Annotated in this window: 15 protein-coding genes; 8 read left to right on the top strand and 7 right to left on the bottom strand. The window is 64.5% G+C overall.

Going from position 1 to position 16,510, the window contains the following annotated elements; all coding sequences use genetic code 11:
- Nucleotides 1-123 precede the first annotated feature (123 nt).
- From hisS to PVE35_RS19540, 7 genes are all read left to right on the top strand, one after another.
- Nucleotides 124-1,413 (top strand): histidine--tRNA ligase, encoded by a 1,290-nt coding sequence (gene hisS / locus PVE35_RS19570; protein ID WP_268178757.1) that lies wholly within the window; start codon nucleotides 124-126, stop codon nucleotides 1,411-1,413.
- 32 nt (nucleotides 1,414-1,445) lie between these two features.
- Nucleotides 1,446-2,084 carry a tetratricopeptide repeat protein gene (locus tag PVE35_RS19565; protein ID WP_268178756.1) on the top strand — a complete coding sequence of 213 codons (639 nt, stop codon included), beginning with the start codon at nucleotides 1,446-1,448 and terminating at the stop codon, nucleotides 2,082-2,084.
- Nucleotides 2,077-3,228: an outer membrane protein assembly factor BamB gene (gene bamB, locus PVE35_RS19560; protein WP_268178754.1), complete on the top strand. Its 1,152-nt coding sequence runs from the start codon at nucleotides 2,077-2,079 to the stop codon at nucleotides 3,226-3,228. Before PVE35_RS19565 ends, bamB begins: the two co-directional genes overlap by 8 nt.
- Before the next feature lie 100 nt (nucleotides 3,229-3,328).
- Complete coding sequence (gene der / locus PVE35_RS19555) at nucleotides 3,329-4,804, top strand: ribosome biogenesis GTPase Der (protein WP_268178753.1); 1,476 nt, start codon at nucleotides 3,329-3,331, stop codon at nucleotides 4,802-4,804.
- Nucleotides 4,805-4,921: 117 nt separating this feature from the next.
- Complete coding sequence (locus PVE35_RS19550) at nucleotides 4,922-6,070, top strand: pyridoxal phosphate-dependent aminotransferase (protein WP_277372725.1); 1,149 nt, start codon at nucleotides 4,922-4,924, stop codon at nucleotides 6,068-6,070.
- Between the two features lie 66 nt (nucleotides 6,071-6,136).
- The gene (locus tag PVE35_RS19545; RefSeq protein ID WP_277372724.1) at nucleotides 6,137-6,919 is read left to right on the top strand and encodes an amidohydrolase; all 783 of its coding nucleotides are present in this window, start codon (nucleotides 6,137-6,139) and stop codon (nucleotides 6,917-6,919) included.
- 17 nt (nucleotides 6,920-6,936) lie between these two features.
- Nucleotides 6,937-7,395 (top strand): hypothetical protein, encoded by a 459-nt coding sequence (locus PVE35_RS19540; RefSeq protein WP_268178750.1) that lies wholly within the window; start codon nucleotides 6,937-6,939, stop codon nucleotides 7,393-7,395.
- Nucleotides 7,396-7,446: 51 nt separating this feature from the next.
- On the opposite strand, the gene PVE35_RS19535 is transcribed toward PVE35_RS19540, so the two are convergent.
- The 7 genes from PVE35_RS19535 to PVE35_RS19505 form a co-directional block, all read right to left on the bottom strand.
- Nucleotides 7,447-8,496: an NAD(P)-dependent alcohol dehydrogenase gene (locus PVE35_RS19535; protein ID WP_277372723.1), complete on the bottom strand. Its 1,050-nt coding sequence runs from the start codon at nucleotides 8,494-8,496 to the stop codon at nucleotides 7,447-7,449.
- 168 nt (nucleotides 8,497-8,664) lie between these two features.
- Complete coding sequence (gene leuA, locus PVE35_RS19530) at nucleotides 8,665-10,341, bottom strand: 2-isopropylmalate synthase (protein WP_277372722.1); 1,677 nt, start codon at nucleotides 10,339-10,341, stop codon at nucleotides 8,665-8,667.
- Nucleotides 10,342-10,662: 321 nt separating this feature from the next.
- A complete protein-coding gene (locus PVE35_RS19525; protein ID WP_268178747.1) occupies nucleotides 10,663-11,328 on the bottom strand; it encodes a glutathione S-transferase in 666 nt (221 codons plus the stop codon).
- A gap of 17 nt (nucleotides 11,329-11,345) precedes the next feature.
- On the bottom strand, nucleotides 11,346-12,653 hold the full coding sequence (locus PVE35_RS19520; protein ID WP_277372721.1) for a mechanosensitive ion channel family protein: 1,308 nt from the start codon (nucleotides 12,651-12,653) through the stop codon (nucleotides 11,346-11,348).
- A 120-nt stretch (nucleotides 12,654-12,773) separates the two neighbouring features.
- Nucleotides 12,774-13,679: a peptidoglycan DD-metalloendopeptidase family protein gene (locus tag PVE35_RS19515; RefSeq protein ID WP_277372720.1), complete on the bottom strand. Its 906-nt coding sequence runs from the start codon at nucleotides 13,677-13,679 to the stop codon at nucleotides 12,774-12,776.
- Between the two features lie 3 nt (nucleotides 13,680-13,682).
- Nucleotides 13,683-15,062 (bottom strand): exodeoxyribonuclease VII large subunit, encoded by a 1,380-nt coding sequence (gene xseA / locus PVE35_RS19510; RefSeq protein ID WP_277372719.1) that lies wholly within the window; start codon nucleotides 15,060-15,062, stop codon nucleotides 13,683-13,685.
- A gap of 43 nt (nucleotides 15,063-15,105) precedes the next feature.
- Nucleotides 15,106-15,984 (bottom strand): LysR family transcriptional regulator, encoded by an 879-nt coding sequence (locus PVE35_RS19505; protein ID WP_277374912.1) that lies wholly within the window; start codon nucleotides 15,982-15,984, stop codon nucleotides 15,106-15,108.
- Between the two features lie 34 nt (nucleotides 15,985-16,018).
- Here PVE35_RS19505 and PVE35_RS19500 point away from each other — a divergent pair, with 34 nt between their 5' ends.
- Nucleotides 16,019-16,486, top strand: coding sequence for a multidrug/biocide efflux PACE transporter (locus PVE35_RS19500; RefSeq protein ID WP_277372718.1), 468 nt, complete (start codon nucleotides 16,019-16,021; stop codon nucleotides 16,484-16,486).
- The last annotated feature ends 24 nt before the right edge of the window (nucleotides 16,487-16,510 follow it).

Raw genomic sequence — 16,510 nt, 5'->3', positions numbered from 1 at the left:
GCCGATAGGCTTGCAAGAATGGCCGAAAAGCGCCGTTCAAGCGCTGTACATGAGTATTTCGAGGCTGTTCAACGACGGCCAGACAACGCCGGTGGTTCTTCAACGGCCTGCTAAGGATTCTTTGTGAGCAAGTCCCTACAAGCCATTCGTGGCATGAACGACATCCTGCCGGAGCAGACCCCTGCCTGGCGCTACCTGGAAAGCACCCTGGTCAGCCTGCTCGACGGCTATGGCTACAAGGAAATCCGTCTGCCCATCGTCGAATACACCGAGCTGTTCGCTCGGGGCATCGGCGAGGGCACCGACGTGGTCGACAAGGAGATGTACACCTTCCTCGACCGCAACGAAGAATCCCTGACCCTGCGCCCTGAAGGCACCGCCGGTTGCGTGCGGGCGGTACTCGAGCATGGCCTGGCCGGTGGCGGTCAGGTGCAGAAACTATGGTATGCCGGCCCCATGTTTCGCTATGAGAAACCGCAGAAGGGTCGTTATCGCCAGTTCCACCAGGTGGGTGTGGAAGCCTTCAATCTGCCGGGGCCAGATGTCGATGCCGAATTGATCGTGCTCACCTGGCGCCTGTGGAAGCAGCTCGGTCTGGCCGATGCCGTGACCCTGCAGCTCAACAGCCTGGGTTCCAGCGAGGCGCGTGCCGCCTATCGCGATGCGTTGGTGGCCTACCTGCAGGAGCGTTTCGATCAGCTCGACGAAGACAGCCAGCGCCGCCTGACCACCAACCCGCTGCGCATCCTCGACAGCAAGAACGAGGCGACTCAGGCCGTGCTGGTCGGTGCCCCGACTCTCGGCGACTACCTCGACGAGGAGTCGCGTCTGCACTTCGAGGGCGTCAAGGCGCGCCTGGATGCGGCCGGCATTCGCTATCAGATCAACCACAAGCTGGTGCGCGGTCTGGATTACTACAACCGCACCGTGTTCGAGTGGGTCACCGACAAGCTCGGCGCGCAGGGTACGGTGTGCGCCGGTGGCCGCTACGACGGCCTGGTGGCGCAGCTAGGTGGCAAGGCCACGCCGGGTGTCGGCTTCGCCATGGGCGTCGAGCGCCTGGTGCTGCTGCTGGAAACCCTGGACTTGCTTCCGGACGAGCTCAACCGCGGCGCCGATGTGTATGTCTGCGCCTTTGGCGAGGCGGCGGAGCTGGCGGCGCTGACCCTGGTCGAGCGTCTGCGCGACGAGCTACCGGGCCTGCGCCTGCAGCTCAATGCCGGTGGTGGCAGTTTCAAGAGCCAGTTCAAGAAGGCCGACAAGAGCGGTGCACGCTATGCGCTGATTCTGGGGGACGACGAACTGGCAGGCCGCGTGGTAGGTTGCAAACCGCTGCGCGACGACAGTGAACAACAAAGCGTTGCCTGGGATGCTCTGGCCGAGCATCTGGCTGCCTGCCTGCAGCAGGCCTGAGCAGGCTCTCGATTAGGAGTACGGGGTTAGACATGCAGACCGAAGACGAACAGATCGCGCAACTCAAGGACTGGTGGAACCGCAACGGCAAGCCTCTGCTCGCCGGTGGCGTGCTGGCGCTGGTGGCCGTGGTTGGCTGGCAGGGTTGGCAGAAGTATCAGCTCAATCAGTCCCAGGGCGCCTCCGTGCTCTATCAGCAACTGCTGGAAACGGCGCTGGATCCGTCCGGCAAGCCGGATGCGGCCAAGGTCGCCGATATCAGCAGCAAGCTGGAGAGCCAGTACGGTAGCACCCATTATGCCCAGTACGGCCGCCTGTTCGTGGCCAAGGTCGCGGTCGAGGCGGGCAAGCTGGACGATGCGGCAGTCGATCTGCAGGCCGTGGTCGACAAGCCTGCCGATGCTACCCTTGGCGAGCTGGCACGTCAGCGTCTGGCCCGTGTGCTGGCGGCGCAGGGCAAGACCGATGCCGCGCTGAAACTGCTCGATGCCAAGGTCGACGATGCCTTCCTCGCCAGCCGTGAAGAGCTCAAGGGTGACCTGCTGGTACAACTGGGGCGTAGCGATGATGCGCACGCCGCCTATCAGAAGGCCAAGGATGCCCTGACCGAAGACGCCGCCGTTGGCGGCCTGCAGATGAAGCTGGACGACCTGGCAAAAGGGGATGCGTGACGTGATGCGTTGGAAGAATGCCGCACTGCTGGCCCTGGCCCTTCTGGCCGTGGGTTGCAGCAGCAATAGCAAGAAGGAACTGCCGCCAGCCGAACTGACCAAGTTCGACGAAGAGGTCGAACTGCGCACCGAGTGGAGCCGCTCCGTTGGCGATGGCCAGGGCGAGACCTTCAACATGCTGGTGCCCGCCATCGATGGCGACGTCATCTACGCTGCCGATGTCGACGGTCTGGTCATGGCCATCGAGCGCACCAGCGGTGACGTGATCTGGCGCAAGAAGCTGGATATCCCGGTGTCCGGTGCCATTGGCGCGGGCTATGGTCAGGTGCTGCTGGGCACGCTCAAGGGCGAAGTGGTCGCCCTGGATGCCACCGACGGTGGCGAGCAGTGGCGCGCGCAGGTGACCAGCGAAGTGCTGGCACCGCCGGCCAGCAACGGTGACATCGTCGTGGTGCAGACCCAGGACGACCGCCTGATCGCCTTCGATGCCGATACCGGCAACCAGCGCTGGATCGTCGAGAATACGCCAGCCGTGCTCACCCTGCGTGGCACCGGTGCGCCCTTGGTGACCAACCGCCTGGTGGTCGCGGGCCTGTCCAGCGGCAAGGTCATTGCCGTCGATGCCCAGCGCGGCCTGCCGGTCTGGGAACAGCGTGTGGCCATCCCGCAAGGGCGTTCCGAACTGGATCGCGTGGTCGATATCGACGGCGGCTTGCTGCTCTCCGGTGGCACCGTCTACGCGGTGAGCTACCAGGGCCGTGTGGCGGCGATGGATCTGGAATCCGGGCGCATTCTCTGGCAACGCGAGGCGTCCAGCTCCGTGGGTGTCGCCCAGGGCTTCGGTAACGTCTACGTCAGTCTGGCCAGTGGCACCGTCGAGGCCATCGACGAGCGTAGCGCTTCGGCGCTGTGGAGCAACGAGTCGCTGGCGCGCCGTCAACTGTCGGCACCGGCGGTGTTCTCCAGCTATGTCGCCGTGGGTGACTTCGAGGGCTATCTGCACCTGCTGAGCCAGGTCGATGGGCGTTTCGTCGGTCGTACCCGTATCGACAGCGACGGCCTGCGTGCCCAGCCGCTGGTGGTGGGTGACTGGCTGTATGTCTACGGCAACAGCGGCAAGCTGGTCGGCCTCAAGATCAAATGACGCGCTATGCTGCCGGATAGCCTCCGGTAGCACGCAATATCCTGGCCGCTGCCCCTGCAGCGGCCTTTGCATTTTCTGAATCAACCAAGTGGAGAGCCTGATGGTTCCCGTAATTGCCCTGGTGGGCCGGCCGAACGTCGGCAAGTCCACACTCTTCAACCGCCTGACCCGCAGCCGCGACGCCATCGTCGGCGACCTTTCCGGTCTGACCCGCGACCGCCAGTACGGCGAGGCCAAGTGGCAGGGGCGCACCTACATCGTGATCGACACCGGCGGTATTTCCGGTGACGAGGAAGGCATCGACGCGAAGATGGCCGAGCAGTCGCTGCAGGCCATCGAAGAAGCCGACGCCGTGCTGTTCCTGGTCGACGCGCGTGCCGGCATGACCGCGTCCGACCAGATGATCGGCGAGCACCTGCGCCGGCGTAACAAGCAGAGCTTTCTGATCGTCAACAAGGTCGACAACCTCGACGTCGACCTGGCCCGCGCCGAATTCAGCCCCATGGGCCTGGGCGAGCCGCTGGCCATCGCCGGCGCCCATGGCCGCGGCATCACTCAGATGCTCGAAGCCGTGCTCGGCAGCTTCCCCAAGGATGCCGGCGAGCCGGAGGAGGGCGCCGAGGAAGAGGAGGTGCTCGAAGGCCAGGAGGCCGCGCGCATCCCCGGCCCGAGCGAGAAGGACGGCATCAAGCTGGCCATCATCGGTCGGCCCAACGTCGGCAAGTCCACCCTGGTCAACCGCATGCTCGGTGAAGAGCGCGTGGTGGTCTACGACCAGGCCGGCACCACCCGTGACAGCATCTACATCCCCTTCGAGCGTGACGACGAGAAGTACACCCTGATCGACACCGCGGGCGTGCGCCGCCGCGGCAAGATCTTCGAGGCGGTGGAGAAGTTCTCCGTGGTCAAGACGCTGCAGGCCATCCAGGACTCCAACGTCGTGGTGTTCGTCATGGACGCCCGCGAAGGGGTGGTCGATCACGACCTCAACCTGCTCGGCTTCGTGTTGGAGAGCGGCCGCGCCCTGGTCATCGCCCTGAACAAGTGGGACGGCATGGATCAGGGGCAGAAGGACTACGTGAAGACCGAGCTGGAACGCCGGCTGTTCTTCGTCGACTTCGCCGACATCCACTTCATCTCCGCCCTGCATGGCACCGGCGTCGGCCACCTGTACAAGTCGGTGCAGGCCTCGTTCAAGTCGGCCATCACCCGCTGGCCCACCAGCCGCCTGACGCAGATTCTCGAAGACGCCGTCAGCGACCACGCTCCACCTTTGGTCAATGGCCGCCGCATCAAACTGCGCTATGCCCACCTGGGAGGCGCCAACCCACCGCTGATCGTGATTCACGGTAACCAGGTCGACGCCGTGCCGCGCGCCTACACCCGTTACCTGGAAAATACCTACCGGCGCGTGCTCAAGCTGGTCGGCACGCCGATCCGTATCGAGTACAAGGGCGGCGAGAACCCCTTCGAGGGCAAGAAGAACACCCTCACCGACCGCCAGGTGAACAAGAAGCGCCGCCTGATGAGCCACCACAAGAAGGCTGAGAAGAAGCGCAGGGACAAGAAAAAATAGCTTTAAGCGGCAAGCCACAAGCTGCAAGCAGAGGCGCAGGCGTGCAGGCCGGCTTTTTCTTGCGGCTTGAAACTTGTAGCTTGTAGCTCTCTGCATACCCGCGATCAGGAGCGCGCCATGCTCACCAGTAAGCTGCCCAACGTCGGCACCACCATCTTCACGCGGATGTCGCAGCTCGCTGCCGATGTAGGCGCGCTGAACCTCTCTCAGGGCTTTCCCGATTTCGACGGACCGCAGGCGTTGCGCGAGGCAGTCGCGCGCCATGTAATGGATGGACGCAACCAGTATTCGCCAATGACCGGGCTGCCGAGCCTACGCCAGCAGGTGGCCGCGAAGATCGCTCGTAGCTATGGCGTGCAGCGCGATGCCGACAGCGAGATCACCATCACCCCTGGCGCCACCGAGGCGATCTTCTGCGCGGTGCAGGCGCTGATTCGTGCCGGGGATGAGGCCATCGTTCTCGACCCCTGCTACGACAGTTACGAGCCCTCCGTGGAACTGGCAGGCGGTCGTTGCGTACATGTGCCACTGGCACTGCCGAATTTCGCTGTCGATTGGCAACGCCTGGCCGATGCGATCACGCCGCGTACCCGCCTGATCTTCCTCAACTCGCCGCATAATCCCAGCGGTGCGCTGCTGACCCGTGCCGATCTGGACAAACTGGCTGAGCTGATTCGCGGGCGTGATATCCATGTGATCAGTGACGAGGTCTACGAGCACCTGATCTACGACGGTATGCAGCACGCCAGCGTGCTGGCCCACGAGGAGCTGTATCAGCGCGCCTTCGTGGTTAGCTCCTTCGGCAAGACTTATCACGTCACCGGCTGGAAGACCGGCTACGTGGTGGCGCCGCCGGCATTGACCGCCGAGCTGCGCAAGATCCACCAATACGTCAACTTCTGCGGCGTGACCCCTTTACAGCATGGCCTGGCCGATTTCATGGCCGCGCACCCCGAGCATGTCGAGGAACTGCCGGCCTTCTACCAGGCCAAGCGCGACCTGTTCTGCGACCTGCTGGCTGGCTCGCGTTTCACCTTCACCCGCGCACCAGGCACCTACTTCCAGCTCGCCGATTACTCGGCCATTCGCCCTGATCTGGACGACGTGGCCATGGCCGAATGGCTGACCCGCGAGCACGGTGTGGCGGCGATTCCCGTGTCGGTGTTCTACCAGTCTGCGCCCCAGGACATGCGCCTGGTGCGCTTCTGCTTCGCCAAGCGCGAGGAGACCCTGCGTCAGGCTGCCGAGAAGCTCTGCGCGGTGTAGCGGTGTTATCCAGCAAAGCTTGGTGGATGTGAAAAACGACATCCACCCTACGGCGAGTGAGATGAGATGAACGACAGACCCGATCTCGAACTGGCGCTGATCCAGACCGCACTGGCCTGGCAGGATCCGGCGGCCAACCGTGAACATTTCCAGGCCCTGCTGGAGCAGGCGCGCGGCGCCGAGCTGGTGATCCTGCCGGAGATGTTCAGCACCGGCTTTTCCATGGAGTCGGCGGCCCTGGCCGAAGCCGAGGATGGCCCCACCACACAGTGGCTAAGTGAGCAGGCGCAGGCTATCGGCGCGGTGATCTGCGGCAGCCTGATCATCCAGGCCGCCGACGGCAGCTACCGCAATCGCCTGCTCTGGGCGCGCCCGGACGGCTCGCTGGCGCATTACGACAAGCGCCACCTGTTCCGCATGGCCGGCGAGCACAAGCATTACAGCGCAGGTGGCGAGCGGGTGGTGCTGGAGCTCAAGGGTTGGCGCGTGCGCCCGCTAATCTGCTATGACCTGCGCTTCCCGGTCTGGAGCCGCGATATCGGTGGCACCGACCTGTTGCTGTACACCGCCAACTGGCCGGCAGCCCGCCGCCAGCACTGGAACCGCCTGCTGCCGGCGCGAGCCATCGAGAACCTGTGTTATGTCGCCGCCGTGAACCGTGTCGGCGAGGATGGCAAGGGGCATGGCTATAGTGGCGACTCCCAGGTGCTGGATTTCCAGGGCGAGGTGCTGCTGGCGGCAGGAGAAGGCGATGGCGTATTCCGCGTGCACTTGTCGAGCGAGGCGCTGCTCAGCTACCGCGAGCGTTTTCCAGCGCACCTGGATGCCGATACCTTCACCCTGAACTGATCTTGGAGCTGCAAGACATGGATGTACAACAGGCCAATCCGTTTCAGCCCCCGCAGGCGGATCTGCAGCCGCATGTTTTCAGCAGTGGGCAGCCGCTCTACCGTATGACCGCCATTGGCATCGGCACCTTCCTCGGAACGCCGCTGGCCGGTGCCTGGCTGCTTGCCTACAACCTGCGGCAGCTAGGCAAGGCCAAGCATGTGGCGATGGTCTGGAGCGTTGCTTTGGCGATGTTGGTGCTGACCACGGTGCTGTCCTTCGTATTGCCCGAAGATACCCTGACCCTGCCCTTCGCCATCCTGCAACTGCTCGGCATGCTGCTGCTGGCCAAGCAACTGATCCAGGCCGATCTGCTGCGACACGCGGCAGCCGGCGGTGCCTTCCTGTCCAATTGGCGCGCCGCCGGTATCGCCATTCTGTTCTTCCTTGGCGTGACGGCGCTGCTGGTCGGCGTGCTGATGCTGCTGTTTGTTTGAGCCGTTCGCGGATTGTTGCCGGGCCAGCAACAGTGACCCGGCGCCGGCTCATCAGGCCTGCAGGCTGGCCATGTCGATCACAAAGCGGTACTTCACGTCGCTCTTGAGCATGCGTTCGTAAGCCTGGTTGATGTCCTGCATGGCGATCATCTCGATATCCGAAACGATGTCGTGCTTGGCGCAGAAGTCGAGCATTTCCTGCGTTTCGGCGATGCCGCCGATCAGCGAACCGGCCAGCCGGCGGCGCTTGAAGATCAGGCCGAAGACATCCGGCGATGGGTGCGCTGACTCGGGGGCGCCCACCAGGGTCATGGTGGCGTCGCGCTTGAGCAGATTGAGGAAGGGGTTGAGGTCGTGCGGCGCCGCAACGGTGTTGAGGATGAAGTCGAAGCTGTTGAGGTGGGCGGCCATTTCCTCGGCGTTCTTCGACACCACCACTTCGCTGGCGCCGAGGCGCAGGGCGTCTTCGCGCTTGTTCGGTGAGGTGGTGAACAGCACCACATGCGCGCCCATGGCGGCGGCGATCTTCACACCCATGTGGCCGAGCCCGCCGAGGCCGACTATGCCCACTTTCTGCCCCGGGCCCACCTTCCACTGACGCAGCGGCGAGTAGGTGGTGATGCCCGCGCACAGCAGCGGTGCCACGGCGGCCAGGTTATCGGTGTGGCTGATGCGCAGCACGAAGCGCTGGTCGACCACGATACGCTGGGAGTAGCCGCCGAAGGTGTTCTCACCGCCGAATACCGGGCCGTTGTAGGTGCCGGTGAAGCCGTTCTCGCAGTATTGCTCCAGGCCCTCGCCACAGGAGGCGCAGTGCTGGCAGCTATCGACCATGCAGCCGACACCCGCGATCTCACCCACCTGGAACGCGCTGACGTTGCTGCCCACTGCGCTGATCTTGCCGACGATCTCGTGGCCGGGTACGGAGGGGTACAGGGTGTTTTTCCACTCGTTACGCGCGGTGTGCAGGTCGGAGTGACAGACGCCGCAGTAGAGGATGTCGATGGCGATATCGTCCGGGCCAACGTTGCGGCGCTCGATAATGTGCGGAGCCAGCGGCGATTGTGCACTCTGCGCGGCATAGGCGAGGGTCGTGCTCATGAAGTTCTCCTTGGGGTGCAAAAAAATCAGGTAAGCAGGTTAGAGCATGAGCGTGATGGGCAGGTTGCATGATCCTGTTCCATCAATGCCCATAAGTGCCTGATTTTCGACATGGAAACGAAGAACCCCGCCAGTCGGCGGGGTTCGTGTTTGATGCTCCGTAGCGGATCAGGCTGCTTCGGTTTTCAGCTCGGCCTGCTTGACCGCACGGTTCAGCGCACTGAACAGGGCGCGGAAGCTGGCGGTGGTGATGTTCTCGTCGATACCGATGCCGTGCAGCGGGCGCTGGCCGTCCAGGCGGATCTCGATGTAGCAGGCGGCCTTGGCGTTGGCACCGGCGCCGATGGCGTGCTCATGGTAGTCCATGACTTCGACTGTGACCGGCAGGCTCGACGCCAGCGCTTCCAGCGCGCCTTTGCCCGTACCGTTCCAGCGTTGTTCCTGGCCGTCGACCTGAACCTTCACCTCGACGCTGCTTTCACCATTCTCTTCCTGCAGGCGGTGGCCTTTCAGGGCATAGGGTTGGGTGGCTTGCAGGAACTCGGTTTCCAGCAGCTTGTAGATCTGCGCTGCGGTCATTTCCAGGCCGAGGCGGTCGGTTTCACGCTGCACCACCTGGCTGAACTCGATCTGCATGCGGCGTGGCAGGCTGATGCCGTATTCCTGCTCGAGCAGGAAGGTGATGCCACCCTTGCCGGACTGGCTGTTCACACGGATCACCGCCTCGTAGTCGCGACCAATGTCGGCCGGATCGATCGGCAGGTACGGCACTTCCCACAGCGCGTCTTCCTTCTGCTGGGCGAAGCCCTTGCGGATGGCATCCTGGTGCGAGCCGGAGAAGGCGGTGTGCACCAGATCGCCGACATACGGATGGCGCGGGTGCACCGGAATCTGGTTGCAGTCCTCGACCACCTTGCGCACGGCGTCGATGTCGGAGAAGTCCAGCTCCGGGTCGACGCCCTGGGTGTAGAGGTTCAGCGCCAGGGTCACCAGGCAGACGTTGCCGGTGCGCTCGCCATTGCCGAACAGGCAACCTTCGACACGGTCGGCGCCGGCCATCACGGCCAGTTCCGAAGCGGCGACGCCGGTGCCACGGTCGTTATGGGTGTGCACGCTGATCAGCACGCTGTCGCGGCGGTCGACATGACGACCGAACCACTCGATCTGGTCGGCGTAGTTGTTCGGCGTGGCGCACTCGATGGTGGCCGGCAGGTTGAGGATCAGCTTGTTCGCCGGGGTCGGCTGGAACACCTCGATCACCGCGTTGCACACCTCGACGGCGAAGTCGATCTCGGTGCTGCTGAACACCTCCGGCGAGTACTCGAAGCCCCACTGGGTTTCCGGCGCGGCTTCGGCCAGGCGCTTGATGGTGGTGCCGGCGGCCACGGCGATGGCTTTGACGCCGGCCTTGTCCTGGTTGAAGACGATCTTGCGGAAGCTCGGCGCGCAGGCGTTGTAGTAGTGAACGATGGCTTTCTTGGCGCCTTTGAGCGACTCGAAGGTGCGCTCGATAAGGTCGTCACGGGCCTGGGTCAGTACCTGGATGGTCACGTCATCGGGGATGTGACCGCCTTCGATCAGCTCACGCACGAAGTCGAAGTCGGTCTGCGAAGCGGACGGGAAGCCCACTTCGATTTCCTTCAGGCCCACAGCGACCAGGCACTTGAAGAAGCGCATCTTCTTCTCGGCATCCATCGGCTCGATCAGCGACTGGTTGCCGTCGCGCAGGTCGGTGGACAGCCAGATCGGCGCCTTGTCGATGATCTTGTCCGGCCAGGTGCGATCCGGAATCTGGATCTGGGTGAAGGGGCGGTACTTCTTCGACGGGTCTTTGAGCATGGTCATGAGCAGGCCCTGCGAAAATAGGGAGGCGAACACGAGGCCACAGCGGCCAGGAAACGGAGCTTCAGGCGAGGCTTCGCAGTCGCGGGCTGACCAGTCGCAGGCACGCGAGCTGGCGGACAAGAAAGAGGACGTTGACGTTTTTCATGGGGAAACCCTATCCACCGTGCGTGGATATGGCAATGCTTGCCGGAAAAACGCCGATTTATTGCGATTTGGTTTTTATCGGTGGATTTTATTGCTCGAATCGAGGTGTTTTCAGCGAATCGTGTTTGCTGTGCCTGGCCGACGAAGGACTCCTCGCTGGTCAGACCTGATCCTGACTCAGTCGGCGTAGTCGTAGGCGCCACCCTTCTCCAGGGCGCGGCGATAGGCCGGGCGGGCGTGGATGCGCTGCAGGAAGTCGTGCAGGCGCGGGTGGTTCGGCAGCACGCCACGGGCAGCGGCCGCTTCCAGCGGGAAGCTGAGCTGGATGTCGGCGGCGCTGAAGGCGTCACCAGCGAACCACTCATGCTCGCTCAACTGGCTTTCCAGGTAATCGAAATGCAGCTTCAGTTGCGGCGTGATGAAGGCCTGGCCGACCTTGTCCGCGATGCCACGGGCGATGGGCTTGATGAAAAAGGGCATGGGTGAGCTGCGCAGCTTGTCGAACACCAGCTTGAGCAGCAGCGGCGGCATCGCCGAACCTTCGGCATAGTGCAGCCAGTAGCGGCAGCGCAAGCGCTCCGGGCTGCCTGGGGGCGGCAGTAGCCAGTCACCATGGCGTTCGGCCAGGTATTCGATGATGGCGCCGGATTCGGCCAGGGTCAGTTCACCATCGGTGATCAAGGGCGATTTGCCCAGGGGGTGCACCTGGCGCAGCTCGGCGGGAGCCAGCATGGTCTGCGGGTCGCGCTGGTAGTGCTTGATCTGATAGTCGACGCCGATCTCTTCGAGCATCCAGAGAATGCGCTGCGAGCGCGAGTTGTTCAGGTGATGCACGGTGATCATGGCAAGCTCCGGCTGGGTCAGGGGGCGGTTTCGGCGAGTCGTTCAGGCGCGCGCGTGGGGGCGTGCAAAGGGGGCTCGCCGGCCGTTGGCAGACTCATCCGTAGCTCGCGCATATCGGCTCCGCTGGGGTGCTGGAACACACGCAGGCCGAACTCGGGGAGGATGGCCAGCAGGTGGTCGAATATATCCGACTGGATGCCTTCGTAGGCGTTCCACGCCGTGGTGTTGGTGAAGCAGTAGACCTCCAGCGGCAGGCCATCGGCAGTGGGGCTGAGCTGGCGCACCAGCAGGGTCATGTTCTGGTGCACGTTGGGGTTGTGCCGCAGGTAGTGCTCGACATAGGCGCGGAAGCTGCCGATGTTGGTGATGCGTCGGGTGTTGACCGCTTCCTTGCCATGTTCGGCCAGCTTGAGGTTCCACTCGCGCAGTTCCTGATCCTTGCGGTCGAGGTACTCGTCGAGCAGCATGAAGCGGCGCAGACGGGCGATCTCCTCGTCGCTTAGGAAATGCACGCTGGTCTGATCCAGATACAGCGAGCGCTTGATCCGCCGGCCACCGGATTCCTGCATGCCGCGCCAGTTCTTGAACGGGTCGCTGATGAAACGTTTGGTGGGAATGGTGGTGATGGTCTTGTCCCAGTTCTGCACCTTGACCGTGTGCAGAGCGATGTCGATCACGTCGCCATCGGCATTGAGCTGGGGCATTTCCACCCAGTCACCGACGCGGATGATGTCGCTGGAAGAGATCTGCACGCTGGCCACCAGCGACAGCAGGGTGTCCTGGAATATCAACATCAGCACGGCGGCCATGGCGCCGAGGCCGGACAGCAGGATCAGTGGCGAGCGATCGATCAGTGTGGCCACCATGAGGATGGCGGCGATGGCGAAGAGGGCGATCTTGACCACCTGCAGGTAGCCCTTGATCGGCTTGAGGTGGGCGTTGGGGCGGCGCTGGTAGAGGGTGTTGAGGATATCCAGCAGGGCGGCGATGGCCAGGGCGATGGTCAATACGATAAAGGCGCTGCAGACGTTCTGCGTGACCTTTACCACCGCTGTCGGCATACCCGGCACCACTGCCACGCCGGATGTCAGCACCAGCGCCGGGACGATGTTTGGCAGGCGCTTGATGAGGCCGCTTTCCTTGATCTGGCCATGCCGGCCCAGTGCGGTGGCGCCGACCACGCGGTAGATGGCGCGCACCAGTATGCGCTTGACGATCCAGTTCGACAGCCAGGCGGCGACGATCAGGGTCAGGCTGGCGGTCAGGGTGAGCAGTTTCGGCTGCTGCTGCAGCCAATCCATCCAGGTTGTGAGCTCATTCGGCATATCCGGCTCCGAAGCAGGCGGTAAGGCAGACCGGAGTGACAGGGCCGGTCATGCGAGCCGCTGTACCCTAGCAAAAAAGGTTTGCTGATCGAAACGGCAGTTGTTGCCGCTTGCGTCGTGTCAGGGCTTGAACGCGCCGATGAAGATCGCCGGATCGACGCGGGCGTCGTTGAGGCTGACGTTCCAGTGCAGGTGTGGCCCGGTGGCGCGGCCCGTGGCACCGACCTTGCCGACATGGCCGCCACGCGGAATCTCGTCACCGGGCTTCACGTCGATCTCGGACAGGTGGCAGAACATGCTGATCAGGCCCTGGCCGTGGTCGAGAAATACCGTCTTGCCGTTGAAGAAATAGTCGCCGACGAGGATGACCTTGCCGGCCGCTGGCGCCTTGATCGGCGTGCCACGGTTGGCGGCGAAGTCCAGGCCCGAATGCGGATTGCGCTCCTGGCCGTTGAAAAAGCGGCGCAGGCCGAAGGGGCTCGACAGCGGCCCGTTCACCGGCCTGTCGAACAACAGGTTGCTCGGCTGGCGCGGGCTGAACTGCCGGTAGGCGCGGGTCTGCTCGGCCAGCTCGCGTTCGATGCGTGCGAGGTTCCTGGCGTTGGGCGTGACCTGCTGCTGGTTCTTGAGAGTGATGCGCTGCTCGGCGTAATGCTTGGCACTGACCTGGAAGGCCAGACGGCGACCATCTTCGACTTCGATGTGCTGGGTGCCGGGCTTGACGCTCAGCGGTATGCCGACAATGGCGATCCAGCGCTGGCCATCCTCGTGCACGGTCAGTACCGGCTTGCCCTGGTAGCGCACCCCGGGCGCCTGCGCCGGGTTGCCCAGATCGACCACCGCCACGCCACCGGGCACCGGCTTGTTCAGCAGGCGGGTGATAAAGCCTTCGGCATGGGCGGGCAGGGCCAGGCACAGGGCCAGCAGGCCTGCGCACAGCCTGTGTAGGAGCGAGCTCTGCTCGCGAAGCTTCTGGGGTATCAACGTTCGCGAGCAGAGCTCGCTCCTACGGGGAGAGGCCGACATTGTTCAATCCAGCAGCGACAGGGTCGCCGGTTGTATGTGGTTGTCTTCGACGCGCACGTCCAGCTCGCCTTCGCTCAGGCGTGCCTTGAGGCGCTGGCCCGGCTGGGTCTGGGCAGCGTTGCGCACGGCCTGGCCGCGTTCGTCGAGGAGGATGGCGTAGCCACGACCGAGGGTGGCCAGTGGGCTGACGATCTGCAATTGCGTGGCCAGCGCGCCCAGTTGCTGGCGCTGGCTGCGCAGTTGCCCCTGCATGGCGCGAGGCAGGCGGGCTGCCAGGCCATCGAGGCGCTGGCGCAGCAGCGCCAGGTTGCGCCCCGGATGCTGCGCGGCGAGGCGCGCATCGAGGCGCGCCAGGCGTTCGCGCTGAGCGCCGAGCTGCTGGTTGAAGGCGCGGCGCAGGCGCATGTCCAGATCGTCCAGACGCTGGGCCTGTTGGCGCAGGCGCTCGCCCGGGTGACGCAGACGTTTGCTGGTGCCTTCCAGGCGCAGGCGTTCGCGGGCCAGGCGGCCTTGCATGTGCAGCACCAGGCGACGCTGCAGATTGTGCAGGCGCTGTACCAGCTCGCTGCTGTCCGGGGCCAGTAGCTCGGCAGCGGCCGAAGGTGTCGGCGCACGCACGTCGGCGACGAAGTCGGCGATGGACACGTCCGTTTCGTGGCCCACGGCGCTGACGATGGGCGTGACGCAGGCGGCCACGGCGCGGGCCACGGCTTCCTCGTTGAAGCACCAGAGGTCTTCCAGCGAGCCGCCGCCACGGGCCAGGATCAGCGCATCGAAGCCCTGCGCGTCGGCGCGTTGCAGGGCGCGGAGGATCTGCGCGGTGGCTTCACGGCCCTGCACGGCGGTGGGAATCAGGTTCAGCTCCACCTGCGGCGCGCGGCGGCGGAACACGCTGATGATGTCGCGGATCACCGCGCCGGTGGGCGAGGTGACGATGCCGATGCGTTTGGGGTGGGCGGGCAGGGCGATCTTGCGCTCGGTCGAGAACAGTCCCTCGGCGCCGAGCTTTTCCTTCAGCGCCTCGAAGGCCAGGCGCAGGGCGCCGTCGCCAGCGGGCTCGACTGCATCGAGAATCAACTGGTAGTCGCCGCGGCCCTCGAACAGCGAGACCTTGCCGCGCACCTTCACCGCCAGGCCGTCGCGCAGCGCCTGGCGCACTCGCGCCGCGTTCTGCCGGAACAACGCGCAACGCACCTGCGCCTGGCTGTCTTTCAAGGTGAAATAGATGTGGCCGGAGGCCGGGCGGGCGAGGTTGGAAATTTCCCCCTCGACCCAGATGCTGGCGAACACGTCCTCCAGCAGCAGGCGGGCGCGGTTGTTGAGCTGGCTGACGCTGAGTACCTCTCGGTCGAGGTTCAGGCGCGCGAATGGATCCTTGATCATGGGGCGGCATGATAAGTCGACAGCGGCGTCGGCGCGACCCTGCTCAGCGGTCTTCGAGCAGGCGGTCGAGCAGCCAGGCCGCCACCGGGCCGATCTCGTGCTGGCGTGACCAGATGGCATCCACCGCCACCCGCCGTGGCCAGCCACTGCAGGGCAACTCGTGCAAGCCGCCGAAGCCGTAAGCGTCGACCAGTTGCCTGGGCAGTTCGGCCCAGCCGAAGCCCAGACGCGCCATCTCCAGCAGCATCAGGTAATCCGGCGCGGCCCAGCAGCGCCCGCCGCTGCCGGGCAGCTCGTCGGTATTGGCGTCGTCGTGGGCGACGCTGCTCAGGCGCAGCAGGCGCCAGTGCGACAGGTCTTCCTGGCGTACCTGGGCCAGCTTGCTCAGCGGATGATCCCTGGCGACGAACAGGCCGAACTCGCTGCTCATTTCCAGGCGGGCGTGGGCGATGTGGGGTGGGTAGACCGGTAGTGCGGCGATCAGGCCCAGTTGCGCGCGGCCCTGGCTGACCAGATCGAGCACGTCGGCCTGCTCGGCGATCAGGCTCTCGAACTGCAGATCGGGGAAGCGCTGATCCAGCTCCTGCAGGCGGGCCTCGAAGCGCTTGGGCTGGTAGGCGTCCGACAGCGCCAGGGTCAGGCGTGCCTCCTGGCCCTGGGCCAGGCTCGCGGCATGTCGCGCCAGGCGGTCAGCGGCACAAAGCACCTCTTCGGCGTGAGCCAGCAGGCTGGCGCCGGCCGCGGTCAGTTGCAGCGTGCGCGGGCCACGCTCGAACAGGGCCACGCCCAGGCGCCGGGCGGCAGCGCTCAGCGAGCCGCAACTGGCGGCCTGGGCGAAGGCCTGGAGGGATTCGGGGGAAATGTTCATATCGGTTTGGCCGATGGCTGCTGCCTTGGGTTTGGCTGGTATACCGATGATGATAGCGCCCATCTTCACCCATCACGAGGTTCGTTCCATGACTCAGCCCCTGCCGCGTTCCCTGCGTGAGCGCATTGGCCACTCCCTGGCCTTCGAGGGCATTGCCGTGCTCATCTGCGCGCCGGCCATGGCCTGGTTCATGGGCAAGCCTTTGCTGCAGCTCGGCGTGCTGACCCTGATGTTCTCCACTGTCGCCATGCTGTGGAACATGCTGTTCAACTACCTGTTCGACCGCGCGCAGAGTCGCCTGGGTTTCGAGCGCGGGCTGCGGGCGCGGGTCATCCATGCACTGCTGTTCGAGGGCGGCCTGGTGGTCATGCTGGTGCCGCTGGCGGCCTGGTGGTTGTCCATCAGCCTGCTCGAGGCGCTGCTGCTGGATATCGGGCTGATCCTGTTCTTCCTGCCTTACACCATGGCGTTCAACTGGGTCTACGACGTGCTGCGCGCCCGTTGGCTGGCGCGCCGTGAGGCGCAGGCGGGCACAGCGGTCTGTCGTGGGGCTTGAGCCAACCGATGGCGACGCCTGTTA

Origin of the sequence: Pseudomonas sp. AA-38, from assembly GCF_029457475.1 — a bacterium.
In the GTDB taxonomy this organism is placed as follows: Bacteria; Pseudomonadota; Gammaproteobacteria; order Pseudomonadales; family Pseudomonadaceae; genus Aquipseudomonas.
Note: the sequence above shows the minus strand (reverse complement) of the source record. Positions and strands in the feature narration are given on the sequence as shown.